This window comes from Flavobacterium zepuense, from assembly GCF_007097145.1.
In the GTDB taxonomy this organism is placed as follows: Bacteria; Bacteroidota; Bacteroidia; order Flavobacteriales; family Flavobacteriaceae; genus Flavobacterium; species Flavobacterium zepuense.
Window position 1 is genome coordinate 166,052 of the sequence record NZ_VJVZ01000002.1, and the last position, 13,741, is coordinate 179,792.

Annotated in this window: 12 protein-coding genes and 2 tRNA genes; 3 read left to right on the forward strand and 11 right to left on the reverse strand. The window is 41.3% G+C overall.

The features are described 5' to 3' along the window. Positions 1 to 3: 3 nt before the first annotated feature. From FMM05_RS03580 to FMM05_RS03600, 5 genes are read right to left on the reverse strand one after another with little or no spacing between them, the layout of a single operon-like run. Positions 4 to 204 (reverse strand): hypothetical protein, encoded by a 201-nt coding sequence (locus FMM05_RS03580; protein ID WP_235894351.1) that lies wholly within the window; start codon positions 202 to 204, stop codon positions 4 to 6. 21 nt (positions 205 to 225) lie between these two features. Then, complete coding sequence (lptC, locus tag FMM05_RS03585) at positions 226 to 777, reverse strand: LPS export ABC transporter periplasmic protein LptC (protein ID WP_143371977.1); 552 nt, start codon at positions 775 to 777, stop codon at positions 226 to 228. A gap of 2 nt (positions 778 to 779) precedes the next feature. Continuing rightward, positions 780 to 2,150, reverse strand: coding sequence for a tetratricopeptide repeat protein (locus FMM05_RS03590; protein WP_143371978.1), 1,371 nt, complete (start codon positions 2,148 to 2,150; stop codon positions 780 to 782). 16 nt (positions 2,151 to 2,166) lie between these two features. Further along, the gene (locus FMM05_RS03595) at positions 2,167 to 3,441 is read right to left on the reverse strand and encodes a hypothetical protein (protein ID WP_143371979.1); all 1,275 of its coding nucleotides are present in this window, start codon (positions 3,439 to 3,441) and stop codon (positions 2,167 to 2,169) included. After that, positions 3,438 to 4,169, reverse strand: a complete 732-nt coding sequence (locus tag FMM05_RS03600) for a type III pantothenate kinase (RefSeq protein ID WP_143371980.1) — start codon at positions 4,167 to 4,169, stop codon at positions 3,438 to 3,440. Before FMM05_RS03600 ends, FMM05_RS03595 begins: the two co-directional genes overlap by 4 nt. A 147-nt stretch (positions 4,170 to 4,316) precedes the next feature. Here FMM05_RS03600 and FMM05_RS03605 point away from each other — a divergent pair. Together FMM05_RS03605 and FMM05_RS03610 are read left to right on the forward strand one after the other, a co-directional pair. Then, a tRNA-Phe gene (locus tag FMM05_RS03605) sits at positions 4,317 to 4,389 on the forward strand. A 61-nt stretch (positions 4,390 to 4,450) separates the two neighbouring features. Beyond that, positions 4,451 to 4,523: transfer RNA gene (locus FMM05_RS03610), tRNA-Phe, on the forward strand. 58 nt (positions 4,524 to 4,581) lie between these two features. On the opposite strand, the gene FMM05_RS03615 is transcribed toward FMM05_RS03610, so the two are convergent. Beyond that, positions 4,582 to 5,697 (reverse strand): acyltransferase family protein, encoded by a 1,116-nt coding sequence (locus FMM05_RS03615; RefSeq protein ID WP_143371981.1) that lies wholly within the window; start codon positions 5,695 to 5,697, stop codon positions 4,582 to 4,584. A 303-nt stretch (positions 5,698 to 6,000) separates the two neighbouring features. Here FMM05_RS03615 and FMM05_RS03620 point away from each other — a divergent pair, with 303 nt between their 5' ends. After that, complete coding sequence (locus tag FMM05_RS03620; RefSeq protein ID WP_143371982.1) at positions 6,001 to 6,447, forward strand: KTSC domain-containing protein; 447 nt, start codon at positions 6,001 to 6,003, stop codon at positions 6,445 to 6,447. 85 nt (positions 6,448 to 6,532) lie between these two features. Here FMM05_RS03620 and FMM05_RS03625 read toward each other — a convergent pair whose 3' ends face one another. From FMM05_RS03625 to FMM05_RS03645, 5 genes are all read right to left on the reverse strand, one after another. Beyond that, complete coding sequence (locus FMM05_RS03625; RefSeq protein WP_143371983.1) at positions 6,533 to 7,309, reverse strand: SDR family NAD(P)-dependent oxidoreductase; 777 nt, start codon at positions 7,307 to 7,309, stop codon at positions 6,533 to 6,535. A gap of 91 nt (positions 7,310 to 7,400) precedes the next feature. Beyond that, positions 7,401 to 8,663 carry an efflux RND transporter periplasmic adaptor subunit gene (locus FMM05_RS03630; RefSeq protein ID WP_143371984.1) on the reverse strand — a complete coding sequence of 421 codons (1,263 nt, stop codon included), beginning with the start codon at positions 8,661 to 8,663 and terminating at the stop codon, positions 7,401 to 7,403. A gap of 7 nt (positions 8,664 to 8,670) precedes the next feature. Continuing rightward, on the reverse strand, positions 8,671 to 10,083 hold the full coding sequence (locus tag FMM05_RS03635) for a TolC family protein (RefSeq protein WP_143371985.1): 1,413 nt from the start codon (positions 10,081 to 10,083) through the stop codon (positions 8,671 to 8,673). Positions 10,084 to 10,173: 90 nt separating this feature from the next. Further along, a complete protein-coding gene (locus FMM05_RS03640) occupies positions 10,174 to 10,449 on the reverse strand; it encodes a four helix bundle protein (protein WP_317129557.1) in 276 nt (91 codons plus the stop codon). A gap of 90 nt (positions 10,450 to 10,539) precedes the next feature. Continuing rightward, positions 10,540 to 13,656: an efflux RND transporter permease subunit gene (locus tag FMM05_RS03645; protein ID WP_143371986.1), complete on the reverse strand. Its 3,117-nt coding sequence runs from the start codon at positions 13,654 to 13,656 to the stop codon at positions 10,540 to 10,542. Positions 13,657 to 13,741 lie beyond the last annotated feature (85 nt).

Here is a 13,741-nt window from a genome sequence, read left to right on the forward strand (position 1 = left end):
GCGTTATTTATTTTTACTCTTGTTACTGTATTTGTTACCAAAATGACGCCTGAAGAAAAACATAAATATTGATACTGCACCTATACCAAAACTTACCACTGCCTCGCCATTATCATTTTCTGTAAGCGATATAATGCCGCTGTACACAAAAAAGGCCGCAACAAGAAGGTAAACGTAAGACACGTATTTAAGGTAAGTCATCATAATTATAAGAAGAAAAATGTGTTAGTCCACATTATTTATAGCACCCGTATTACGCTGGGTGTTCATTACTTTAAAATCTTTGCTAAAATCTATGCCCGGGCCTTCAAAATTGCCTTTAGCAGCATCTGTAAATGTAAATCTTTTTTCGGTATAAAACCACTCGTTTTTCTGGTCGTAGTACAGCTGCTCTGTCTTTAGCACACCACCTTCAGACGATGTGATCTTTACATGGCCCTGCAAATCTATGATATCACTGCCTTCATACCGTATGGCGTAATCAGACTCTACATAGCTGTTTTTTTTATTCTGATCGATAAGCGTTACATGAACGCCTTTAGGAAACTCGTTAAAACCGTATTCTAAATTAGAATAATCCAGCATTAGCGGACTAACCAGTATAGCCTTTACCCTGCCGGAATCAGTATACTTAAGGTTGATATTCTCTGACCTACCTACGGGGCTAAACGCCACACTGTTGATACGCTGCACGTCATGAAAATTACTTTCGCATGATGCCAGGGCAACAACCAGCGCCGAAAATATAATAAGGTAATATTTATGCAAAAGCCTCATTGTTAGTTAGGGATGGTAATAGTTTCGTTAACCCAGCAGCCAAAAGTAATAGTATCGCCTTTCTTTTTTCCGGCAGCCTTAATCTCAGCAGCAGTAGGCAGCTTTTTATTAAAATTCCTATCTATAAGTGCAGCAACTGTTGTTTTATAACGCGGTTCGGCCACCTCAGCTTTTTTAGCTGTCGCAATTGATAGCCATGCCAATGCTTTTTTGTCAAAGTTACTCAGGTTACAGTCTTTTGCCATTGATGCCGAAGCATACAACTCTGCCAAAAATAAGTATGGTTTACCCGATTTAGGATTGGCTTCAGCAGCCTTAAGTGCATATTTTTTTGCTTCTGCCTTATCGTCATTCCTAAAGGCTGTAGCTATAGTGCTGTAAGTTTCTGATTTCTTTATAGGATCCGGCTGTAAATCTACCGCCTGGTTAAAGTAATCAATAGCTCCTTTTTTGTCGCCTTTGCGCAGGGAAAGATTTCCCAAAAGGTATGCTGATTTATAAGTAGCCTTATTTTTATGAAGCGCTAAAGCCCCATCAAACAGCGTGGCCGATTTGTAACATTTATTCTCGTTAAGCGCCGTTACCATAGCCTCAAGCCATGCAATATTTGCTTTATTTTTCTCGTAGCCTGCACTATAATAGGCATCAAGTTTAGTACAGTCAAAATATTTAGCAGCCTGCAAAGCAATACTTTCACTAACAGAGTCGAGCGAATTTTGTTCACTCTTTGCCTGCTTCATAAATATTTTTTCATCAAAAGCTAACTCTTCTGTATCTTGCTTTTTAGTAAGCGCTGCAATTTTATCTAACAACCTGCTTTTAGCATAAGCAGCCTGTGCAGCAATATCGCTGTATTTTTGTATAAATTGTTCCTGGGTTACAGCACCCTTACCGCCATCATACTGTTTAAGGAAAAGGTTAAAATACAACTCTATGGCATTAAAATCTGTAAACCCTTCTTTTTTAGAAGTAAAGGCATTATCAAGAATTTTGTAGACTTCATCATCCTTTGCCATTTTTTTATTGAAAAGCAAAAGCGCCTTTTTTTCGTCGCCACCCGTACCCGGAAAATTTCTTTCCTGCTCAGTGTAGAGGTTAACCAACTCTTGGTTAAAAACTTTTTCATCTTCAGGTGTTTGTGCGCTTTCCGATTTATATATCAGCACAGCCTCACCATAAAAATAAAGCTTATCGCTGTATTTAGGGCATGATTTTCTTAAAGCAGGCAGTATGGCAAGCGCATCATCATAAGCCTGAGATGTTACTTTACTTTCAAGCGCCTTAAAACTATCTGCGCACTTAAAATCCTGCGCGGTAGCGGTTAAGGTTATAAATCCTGCACATAGCAATAAAAGGGCCTGTTTAGTTTTCATGCTGCAATTGTTTTTGTTATTCGTACTTTCTCTTAACAAACCATTTGTCGTTAATAGAGAGCCCTATAAACACGTTAAAATAGTTTTCCTGTATAAGGCCTGCATTTTTAGTACCCCTTTGGCCGTACTCAAACCCAATGTTAAGGTTAGAGCCACCAATAGTACCACCAAGCGGAAGCCCAAGGCCTAAGCTAACACCCTTATCATCAATAGATTCTCCACCTAACACAAGACCTGTTTTTTCAAACTTAAGCCCGGCACGATAGGTAATCCTGCTAATATAGCTATTGTAAGACATAAACTTAGGTATCCAGTATCCCCCCAGGGCATATTTGCTGGAGTTTTCAAAACGGGCGCTGGTAGTGGTACCATCAAAACGTCCTCCAAGCTCGTTAGCCTGCTGGTTAGTGTATTCTGCACCAAGAAACCATTTCCTTGCCTGCCCAAAACCGGTACCAATTGTAAATTTAGACGGCAATTTATAATCCCTGTTAGAAACAGTAAAATCTATCTGGTCAACAACGCTTTGATCGCCCGCCGCTGAAACTGATACCGTAGCTATATTACGCACAGATTCACTTTTAAGTGAAGCCTCTGTGCTGTAAGTTGCACTTACATAATACTCATATTTGCTTTTGATCCTTGTTTTATACATCAACCCAATGTTAGCCCCCACACCACTGTAGTCTGAAGCATTTTTTTCGCGGGTAGCATATTGCAGGCCAATATCGGGTATTGTAACAAGCGAAGTAGTTTCTATATCACCAAAGTAGTACTGAAAGTCTGCACCGAAGCTAATCTTAGGGGTTATCTGGTAAGAGAGCCCTCCGAAAACACGGTTTAACCCGCCGCTACCGTCAAACTGCCTTGTACGATTAAGGCTTGTATCTGTATTAGATGTTGTATTTTGTATCCTGTACCCCACAGAGGTGTATGGCATAAGGCCAAATGCACCCGCCAGCTTGCCAAAAGGCAGGGCAACCGCAATATAATCTAACGTAGTACGGCCTGCACGTGCGTTTTGAGTGTCAGTTTCAAATAAGGTGCTACCTGTAGAGCCCCCTACTGTAAAAGTGGTAAACTTAAGCGAGCTGTATGATGCAGGGTTTTGAAGGTTTATATGTATACTATCAGCTACTACACCTATGCCGGCCATAGACCTTGTTTCTACAGTGCCTTTAAATTTGGCATCGCCAATACCGTAAAATGAATAGGGAGAGGCATTATTTTCCTGTGCAAAAGCAACCGTTGACAAAAGAAGGCACAGGCCTGCAATAATTTTTTTAATCATTTCTGGTTCGTATATAAGTATAAAAGGTTCAAACTTTCCAGCAGGAAATTTGAATTGGCAAATATGGTGTTTTTTAATCGTTTAGCCAAAAAATCAGCATCTCCTCCTGTCAATATTACTGTTACATCCTGATACTGTTCACAATACTGATTCACAAAACCATTTAGTTCGTGCAAAAGGCCGTTTACAGCACCAGAGTGCATGCTCTCTTTTGTGGAGTTACCAATGTAATTTTGGGGCATTTGTGCATATAACAACGGAAGTTTTGCTGTAAAAGTATGCATGGCATTGTATCGAAGTTGTAATCCCGGCGATATAGCGCCACCTAAATACGTATCTGAGCCATCTACAAAATCGTAGGTTATACAAGTGCCGGCATCAATTACCAAACGGTGTTTATTGGGATATTGCAATGTTGCCCCGGCAGCAAGCACCATCCTGTCTATACCTAATGTGGCAGGTGTGGCATAATTGTTTTGAAACGGAAAGGTTAAGTTGTGGCTAACGTCTGTCAACTGGGTATGTTCTTTTAGCCATAATAACAGTTTATCATCCTCTTTCCCTACCGATGACATGATACTTTGTACAGCCTTAGGAAATTTTTCCGAAATTTTTTTGATGTCCTCAAGCCCTGCTTCTTTATCAAAAACAAACTTCTCTACAAGGGCAGCACCCTCAAACACAGCGGCTTTAATTTTTGTATTGCCAATATCTACAGCTAAGAGCATTTGTTGTTATTTAATGATGCAAAGATAACAATACATTTTTTTTAACCTTTGTTTTGTATAAGTTAAAAAAGGTTCTATATTTGCACCCGCAAAGAAGTTTAGCGAATGGCTTTATAAAATAAGCCCAACCGTAAAAAGAATAGCAATGGTACCTTAGCTCAGTTGGTAGAGCAATGGACTGAAAATCCATGTGTCCCTGGTTCGATTCCTGGAGGTACCACAAACAGAATCCCTTAATAATTTAAGGGATTTGTTTTTTAAACACCAAGATTGCCTTTTACGGTACCTTAGCTCAGTTGGTAGAGCAATGGACTGAAAATCCATGTGTCCCTGGTTCGATTCCTGGAGGTACCACAAAAAAATCCCTTAATAACGTAAGGGATTTTTTTATGCTCTGTTTTAAAGGTGTTTTTTAATTACCCCATTTCTTAACCAGCCATTTCCTTACCGGTTCATCATAGAGTTTTAAACTCGCATAGGCTATAACAATAGCACCTACAAACAACAGTAGTGCCTGCGGCAATGCCTGGCTAAACGAAAGCTTATTATCTATTACCCAGGCTGTATAAACATAAATAAGCGGGTAATGGGTTATGTAAATAGGATAGGATATATCGCCAAAAAATTTACATATTTTAAGCGAAGTTTTATTGTACACTGCTCCGGCTGCTCCTACGTAAATAATTATCGGGAAAATAAGGATAATGCTTAGCGAATCATACAAACCATTTATCCATAAATGATCGGCACCGCCTATTCGTGGCATGGTAAGGATTGCTACCAATAGCAGGCCACTCCATAAAAAGGCGTTTTTTATGTGCGATATCTTTACTACCCTGCAAAGTAGCAAGCCCGCAAAAAACGGAAACATCAGCCGTGTAAAGCCTATATACAATTGTTCAGGTGTTATACTCCAGCCGCCAACCACATCTCCCGTAGGCGATGTAACCGCAAGATGCAGCAGCGCAGCCCCCGATATACCAACCAGTATAGCCAAGGCCGTTTTACTAAACTTGCGTATAAATAAGGCGTAAAGAATATTGGCTATATATTCAAAAAATAACGACCAGCCCGGGCCGTTTAACGGGTGCATCTCCTGCCAGCCCCTTATATCCATAGAAGGCGGAACCGGGATTAGTGTAAAACCTATAACCATAATAAGCAGCAATTGCCACACCGGCATTGTACCTATCATAGGGAATAGCTTAGACTCGCCGTAATAATAACATATTGCCCCTATTATCATACCCATGATTACCATAGGCTGCAGGCGCACCAGCCGGCGCTTAAAGAAATTGCCAGTGGTAATGGTGCCCCAGCGATCATCGTAAGCATAGCCGATAACAAAGCCGGAAAGCATAAAGAAAAAATCTACCGTAAGGTAGCCGTGGTTAACCACAATATCTAAATGGCTGGTAGAATGGGCTTCGAAAATGTGGAATATTACCACCATGAGGGCGGCAACCCCGCGCAGCCCGTCGAGTATCAAATAATGGGGTTTTGTGGTTACTGTAGTTGTTGTACTCATGTAGATGTTTGGATTTTTTGGAAAAATGGATAACTCCAAAGATACTAAGTTGTGTAAACTATGCAAGTATTGTTTTTAAGAAGGCTTAGTATCTTAGGAGATCAGCAGGCAATTTTCCCGAAAATCTGTATTACAAATCAGCCGTTTTAACCATCTGTAAATTAGCCTATCGTTATTAAATAGTTCTGTTTTAGATAGTTTTATTAAATCATTTGATTTTTAAACATATAGTATTACCTTTGCACGCATTTTGCCACCATCATAATAGTGGTTTTACCCATTGAAAAGACAGAGTTTATGAATATGAAAAAAATTGTTGAGTACAGGAAACTGCTCGACGTTACCAAAGCCGCTACACTTAAAGAGTTAAAAACCATTTACAGGAACAGTATGAAGGACCATCATCCTGATACTATTGCTGATGATGCCGAAAGGCTTGCTGCCGAAGAAAGAAGTACTGCCATTATTGAGGCATACCACTTTTTAGTAAGCGTTGCTCCTGAAACTGCAGAGAAAAACAAAGCAGAATATACTAAAACCACTACCAGCGTTGCTATTGCCGATTTTTACTTTGACAACATGGTATTGTACATTAATTTTGTTGACGGTAGCAACTATGAATATTTTGGTGTCCCTAAAGCACTTTATATTAAAATGGTAAATGCCGAATCGCCTGCACGTTTTGCACGCCGTAACATTCATGGTGTATTTTTATACCGTAGTGCGGTTAAGCTTGTAGCTGCTGAATAAAGAAAATACATTTTACGGCTTTAGCCGAAAACATAAAAAACCCCATTAGCGTGCTAATGGGGTTTTGCTTTTATATGAGATTGGGTTATATCTCTGCCCCCATCTGCAACATCAGGCCGCCATCCATAAAATAAGTGGAGCCGGTTACATAATCAGAATCGGCAGAAGCCAGGAACAGGGCGAGTTTGGCGATATCTTCGGGGTAGCCCGCCCTTTTAAACGGAACTTTGGCCGACTTTTCCTTAAGTGCCTCCTCATCCTCTAAAATATCCTGGTTCATGGGCGTAACTATCATGCCGGGGCCAATGTTGTTTACATTGATCTGGATCTCGGCAAGCTCAAGCGCAAGGGTGCGTGTAAAATTCCGCAATGCCCCTTTAGCAGCATTATAGTCGGCACCATTTTTAGACATGATCTCTTCGTGCACCGATGTGATGTTTATAATTTTGCCCTTACCGCCCAGCCCTTTACGGTACTGCGCAAAACTGCGGCAGGTGTAAAATGGCCCGTACAGGTTTGCCTGTAAAGTAGCATTAAAATCTTCGGTAGTCATATCAACTACCGGTTTGCCCGCCCCTTTAACACCTGCATTGTTAACCAATATATCAACCGTACCAAAGGTTTCGATGGTTTTAGAGAACAGGTAGGTAATTTGCGGCTCCAGCGTAACATCAATTTTAAGCATGATGGCTTTTTGGCCTGCCTCTTCAATTGCTGCAACGGTTTTTTGGGCACCCTCCTCATCAGTATGATAGGTAACCACAACATTAGCACCTTCTTTGGCATATTCTATAGCAATGGCTGCCCCAATACCGGAATCTGACCCGGTAACGATGGCAACTTTTCCTTCTAACTTTTTCATTGTATGTATGTTTTACCCCTAAGTTAAAGTGTTTTAAATCAAAGGCAAAACCACTTAACATACATTAGCATACCGTTAGTGCAATTTTAGCTTAATGCTCATGCCCACCCCCGCCTTCACTCTTAACAAGGTGGCTTTGTATGTAATAAGCCCCTTTAAGCACTATTTGTGCATCAGCCTCTATTTTTTGCAGGAGTGTTACCTGAACATACCCCAGTTGCGTGGTACCCGTTTTAACCTCAACACGCTGAAAGTGGAACATCTTACCCTCATGCTCGTGCTCTTCATGTTCATGTTCGGCTTCTTCGTGCTCGTGTCCGTGCTCTTCTGCTTCTTCATGGCCTTCTTCCAACACAAAAATAAACTCGCGCCCCTCTGCCCTAACAACGGCATCAGTAGGCAAAGCCTTAACTTCTTTTATACCCACATCTATAAGGGCATTTACATACATACCCGGTATAAGTACCTGGTTGTTGTTACTAATGTCGGCGTGAACGGCAACCGATTTGGTTTCGTTCTCAAATGCCTTGCTTACCGTGAACACTTTACCCTTTATCTCTATATTGTCCTGGTTGGTTAGCGTAAAACGTATGTTCTGGCCAGGTTTTACTTTTTGAAGGTCTTTCTCATAAACCAATAAATCTACATGCAGTTTGGAGTTATCTATTACGCTGAACAACGGTTTGCCAACCTCGGCATTACTGCCTATCTTAACGTTAACCTGCGTTATGTAGCCCGCAATGGGCGCTATAATAGGCATGGTTGAACTCGCACCCGCTTTGCTAATGTTAAGCAGCGACAATTGCTTTTGCAGCGAATTGAATTTTGCCTTTTCGATCTCAAAGTCGGATTTGGTGCGCTGGTATACTTTTTTGGAGTTTACATTCTCATCACTCAGTGTTTTTTGGCGGTCGTATTCTAATGTAAGGTATTCCAGATTACTTTTAGAGGTAAGGTAGGCTTCCTGAAGCTTGGCAAATTCCGGACTCTCGATGGTTGCCAGCAATTGCCCTTTCTTTACAAATTGCCCTTCGATAACATTGATGGATTGCACGACCCCCTGTAAATGTACCGATACATCGGCCTGGTTTTGGGGCGGTAATTCAGTATAGCCATTAGCATTAACCACATCGCTAAGGTTTTTCATACTGAAACTACCCAGCGCAATGCCCGATGCCGTATATTGTGCCTCGTTAAGCTCCACCTCTTTAATGGGCATATGCCCGTGGGCCTCTTCAGTTTCAGGCTTATCTTGTGCCGCAACTACTTTTTTAGGATCACGTAGGGCAAAATAAAGGATTACCCCCAGTACAACTCCTATAGCCAGTATGATATATATATTAGATTTTTTCATTATTTTTTTATTGATCAACAAGATATTGCAGGTTAATAACTGTAGTGTTGTAATTATTTAATACCTGTATGTAATTGGTACGGATATCGAGCGCGGTTTCCAGCACCTGCACATATTCTACATACGATATATCGCCGTTCTGGTACGCTTTACCGGCATTTTTAGCAATGGTTTCGGCGTTAGGCAATGCGGTAGTTTTGTAATACGTAAGTACTTCTTCATACGTAATAAGCTGCTCCATTTCCTGCTGAAACCGGCTTTGCATTTGCAATTGTAAATATTCAGCATTAGTTTTTTGGATAATTACATTGGTCTTAGCTGCCTTTATTTTAGCCGATGCGCTCCCCACAAAAATAGGCAGCGATAACCCAACGCTAAACCCCTGGAAGCGCGGCGACCCGTCGTAATAGACGGTTTGCCCATTAACTTCCTGGTTGCCGGTAAATGATTGTATAAAATACCCTGCGGTAATATCAGGCCACAGTGCAGACGATGCCACTTTGCGGTTAGCCTCGGCCACTTTAACCTCCTGCGAAGCCAGTTGTATGTTGCTATTTTGCTTAACCAAAGTAGTATCGGCAAGAGTAAGCGAAGGCAAAGCCACAAAAGAGGTATCGCCCACAGTAAAGTCGGTATCAGCGTGCAGCAGCGTCCTGATTTTAGATTTCTCTACTCGTAACAGTGCTTCATTCTGCTTTATCTGCTGTTCCAGTTCCTGCTGTTTAGATACTGCCGTAATTTTTTCGAGGGAGTTGGATTCGCCTGTTTCAAATTTTAAGGTTGCTGAGCGCACAAAGCGCTCCATCAGGGCATTTTGTTTACGCAGCATTTTGTTGAGCTCGGCATAATACAAAATGGCATTCCACGATTGGCGAATGCTGTAGGTTATATCCTGCTTGGTACTTTGCAGGCGCAACTGGCTGCCTGCAACATTCTCCTTCAATAACTTCCTTGTTGCACCATACACAAACGGACTAAAGGTTTGCGACACGTTAAAGTTCTTGTCCTGCGCATGGGTGTTTATTTGCCCGAACGTGCCATTTACCTGTGTTTTGGCTATATCGTAGCCCGTACCCAACAATTGGGTTTGCATTTGGGTATCTAATTGTGAGGATTGTATGGATGGATTGTTTTTCATTCCATTTGAAATAGCGTCCTGTAAAGTTAGCTGTCCGGGTTTTTGCGCTCTCGCGGAAATGGAGAACAAAATCAATAAGCAATATACAATTGGCAATTGGCAAGCTGTGCGTTGCTTGAAATTGGCAATCGACACCAGACAATTAGCAAATAGGAATTGACAAACAGTATTTGCTTTAAAATTTGCAAGTTGTAAATTCTTTTGTTTATTAAAAGTTGCTAATTGCATATTGTCTATTGCTAATTGCCTGTTCCTTTTAACAATAAAAATATTGTTCTTCATTTTAATACTTTTCAGGATTATTAATCATGTGATGTAGCATTCTTCCTATTTCAGCATTTTGTGATAGCAAATAATCTTTAGTTGGTTCGTTTATATAACCACACGAAAATGCAAATCTATCCATACTAATGTCTCTGAATTTTCCATATCACAGTCGGATAGTTTTGAAACAAAATGTGCGGGATACTGTTTTTTTCTATAAGCTTCCGCCATATTAGCGCATACACTTCTTGAACTTCTCCTTATCTGATCAATTAAAGCATACCTTTCTTCTTTAGGAAAAGTTTTAGTTAACCCAAAAATTTCCATTGCCAATGAAAAGGCTTTTTTATATATCGTTGTTTCTTTAAAATTTATAACTCCCATTATTAGTGTCTAAAATTTTTATTGATTATTTTTTTTGGAATTGCTTATGGCAATTTTTCATGAGGTCACTCATTGCTTATTGTCCATTGCTTATTGCTTATTATTCTTAAAGCCACGCTCAAAGTAATAATAAAGGATAGGGAGAACAATCAAAGTTAACAAAGTAGCGGTTATCAGACCACCAATAACAACGGTTGCTAACGGTTTCTGAACCTCAGCACCCGCGGTGTTACTCAAAGCCATTGGCAAAAACCCTAATGAGGCGACTGATGCTGTTAAGATTACCGGTCGCAACCTTACCCTGGCACCTTCTTTAATGCGTTCGTAAATACTGTCCATGCCTTCTTTCTTTAACTGGTTAAAATATGCTATCAATACAATGCCGTTTAGTACGGCTACCCCAAACAATGCGATGAATCCTACACCTGCGGAGATGCTAAACGGCATCCCTCTTAACCATAATGCAAAGATGCCGCCTATGGCTGAAAGGGGTATGGCAGTAAATATCAATAATGACTGTTTTAGAGATCCAAAAGTGAAATATAAGAGAATAAATATGAGCAAGAGGGCAATTGGAACGGCAATTAAGAGGCGTTGATTTGCCTCAATTAAATTCTCGAATTGGCCTCCATAAGTAACGTAGTAGCCTTCTGGCAGGTTAAGGTTAGCATCCAGTTTTTCCTGGATACCCTCCACAACTCCCTGAATATCTTTACCTTTTACATTGAAGCCCACCACTATACGGCGTTTACCGTCTTCGCGGCTAATTTGCATGGGGCCATCTTCGTACTTAATGGTTGCCACCTGCTCTAAAGGTATTTGGTTACCAGAGGGTAACGTTACATACAGTGAGGTAAGGCTCGAAATATCGTTACGGCTGTCGGCATCAAGGCGTACCACGAGATCAAAGCGCTTTTCGCCCTCGTAAATCACTCCGGCTGAGGCACCTGCAAAGCCCATACGTATTACACGGTTAAGGTCGCCAATGTTTAATCCGTAAAGTGCAAGCTTATCTTTATTGTAGCGAACGGTAATTTGGGGCAGTCCGGCAACGCGTTCGGCTTTGGCATCGCTCACACCCTCCACGTTTTTAATGAGTTGCATAACCTCATCGCCTTTACTAACCAGCAGGTCGATGTCCTCACCAAAAATTTTAATCGCAACATCGCTCCGCACCCCCGTCATTAACTCATTGAAACGCATTTGTATAGGCTGCGAAAACTCGGTACTTGCCCCGGGAATATCTTCAAGTGCCTCTTCCATCTTCTCCATAAGCTCTTCTTTTGTAGAAGCTGATGTCCACCCACTTTTATCCTTTAAAAGAATGATCATATCGCCGGCCTCAATAGGCATTGGGTCGGTAGGAATTTCGGCGCTACCTATCTTGGTAACCACCATTTTAACTTCCGGAAATTTCTCCTTCAGGATTTTCTCAGCTTTGGTAGTAGCTTCAATTTCCTGCGAAAGCGAACTGCCCGACGCTATAATAAGGTGGGTGGCTATGTCGCCTTCATCTAACGTTGGTATAAATTCCCCGCCAAGGGAATTAAATATTAATAGCGACACTACAAACAACGCAACTGATGCACCTAGTACTATACCTTTAATTTCCAAAGCTTTGTTAAGCATTGGCCTGTATATTTTGTAAATACCATTAATAATTCGGTCGCTAATATTGGATTTGTGGCCTGCCTCTTTTTTAAGCACCAGCGAACTCATCATGGGCACATAGGTAAGCGATAGTAAAAACGCTCCCAATACGGCAAAAGACACTGTTTGCGCCATTGGCCCGAACATCTTACCCTCTATACCTACCAATGCCAGGATAGGCAGATAGACTATTAAGATGATAATCTCGCCAAAGGCAGCGCTGCTCCTTATTTTAGATGATGCCTCATACACCTCATCGTTCATTTCATCGGTGGTAAGTGCTCCGGCTCTTCGCACCTGTAACCTATGGATAATGGCCTCTACAATAATTACGGCACCATCTACAATAATACCAAAGTCTATAGCCCCCAAACTCATAAGGTTACCGCTTACGCCGAAGAGTTTCATCATGCTAATGGCAAACAGCAGCGCTAACGGAATTACCGATGCTACTACCAAACCGGCGCGCCAATTGCCCAGCAGCAACACCAATATAAAGATTACGATTAACGCTCCCTCTAAAAGGTTAGTTTCTACGGTGTTAATAGCATTTTCAACCAGTTTGCTACGATCCATAAACGGCTCTATAACCACACCTTTGGGCAGCGATTTTTTAATCTGCTCCATTTTTTCTTTAACGCGGGCTACTACCTGGCCGCTGTTCTCGCCCTTAAGCATCATAACCATGCCGCTAACTTCTTCGCCTTTACCATCTTTAGTAACTGCGCCGTAGCGTATACCACTGCCTATGTGCACTTTGGCAACATCTCGCACTAAAATGGGGATGCCATTCTGGTTTTTAATTACTATCTTATTAATGTCATCTATGCCGCTAACCATACCAATACCCCTTATAAAATAGGCATACGGTTTTTTGTCGATATAGGCGCCCCCTGTATTTTCGTTATTGGCCTCAAGGGCCGAAAATATCTCGGCAATGGTAACATTCATACTCTTAAGGCGGTCGGGCTGTACGGCAATTTCATATTGCTTTAAGTTACCACCAAGGGTGTTAACCTCAGCAACACCGGGTGTTCCTATTAATTGTGGTTTGATTATCCAGTCCTGAATGGTACGCAGCTCTGTCGCATTAAACTTACTTTCATAACCTTTTTTAGGAAATACCACATACTGGTATATTTCGCCAAGGCCGGTACTTATAGGAGCCATTTCGGGCGTACCCAAGCCTTTTGGCATAACCTCTTCGGCTTCTTTAATTCGCTCAGATATTTGAGCGCGTGCCCAGTAAATATCTACATTTTCTTTAAAAACCACGGTAACCACACTCAACCCAAAACGGCTGATGGATCGCAGCTCTATAACATTGGGTATGGGCTTAACCGATTGTTCTATAGGGTAGGTAATAAACTGCTCCACCTCTTGCGTGGCAAGCGTCGGCGAACTGGTTATTATTTGCACCTGGTTGTTGGTAATATCTGGCAGGGCATCTATGGGCAGGTTGTATGCCGAATAACTGCCCACGGCAATTAATGCCAGGGTAAACAGCCCTATAATAAATTTATTATGGATGCTGAAATGAATGATCTTATCTAACATGGATTTGTTGTATAATGATAAACTGTTTAGCCGGCCTGGCTAAACCAATTGTAAATACACCCCGCACTCAGGCAGGGATCTATCA

Bases quoted from the DNA above. Each gene is read 5' to 3' on its own strand.
- FMM05_RS03645 (WP_143371986.1), bottom strand. From the start codon at position 13,656: ATGTTAGATAAGATCATTCATTTCAGCATCCATAATAAATTTATTATA.
- FMM05_RS03630 (WP_143371984.1), bottom strand. From the start codon at position 8,663: ATGAAAAAATCTAATATATATATCATACTGGCTATAGGAGTTGTACTG.
- FMM05_RS03615 (WP_143371981.1), bottom strand. From the start codon at position 5,697: ATGAGTACAACAACTACAGTAACCACAAAACCCCATTATTTGATACTC.
- FMM05_RS03590 (WP_143371978.1), bottom strand. From the start codon at position 2,150: ATGAAAACTAAACAGGCCCTTTTATTGCTATGTGCAGGATTTATAACC.
- FMM05_RS03640 (WP_317129557.1), bottom strand. From the start codon at position 10,449: ATGGGAGTTATAAATTTTAAAGAAACAACGATATATAAAAAAGCCTTT.
- FMM05_RS03635 (WP_143371985.1), bottom strand. From the start codon at position 10,083: ATGAAGAACAATATTTTTATTGTTAAAAGGAACAGGCAATTAGCAATA.
- FMM05_RS03580 (WP_235894351.1), bottom strand. From the start codon at position 204: ATGATGACTTACCTTAAATACGTGTCTTACGTTTACCTTCTTGTTGCG.
- FMM05_RS03625 (WP_143371983.1), bottom strand. From the start codon at position 7,309: ATGAAAAAGTTAGAAGGAAAAGTTGCCATCGTTACCGGGTCAGATTCC.
- FMM05_RS03595 (WP_143371979.1), bottom strand. From the start codon at position 3,441: ATGATTAAAAAAATTATTGCAGGCCTGTGCCTTCTTTTGTCAACGGTT.
- lptC (WP_143371977.1), bottom strand. From the start codon at position 777: ATGAGGCTTTTGCATAAATATTACCTTATTATATTTTCGGCGCTGGTT.
- FMM05_RS03620 (WP_143371982.1), top strand. From the start codon at position 6,001: ATGAAAAAAATTGTTGAGTACAGGAAACTGCTCGACGTTACCAAAGCC.
- FMM05_RS03600 (WP_143371980.1), bottom strand. From the start codon at position 4,169: ATGCTCTTAGCTGTAGATATTGGCAATACAAAAATTAAAGCCGCTGTG.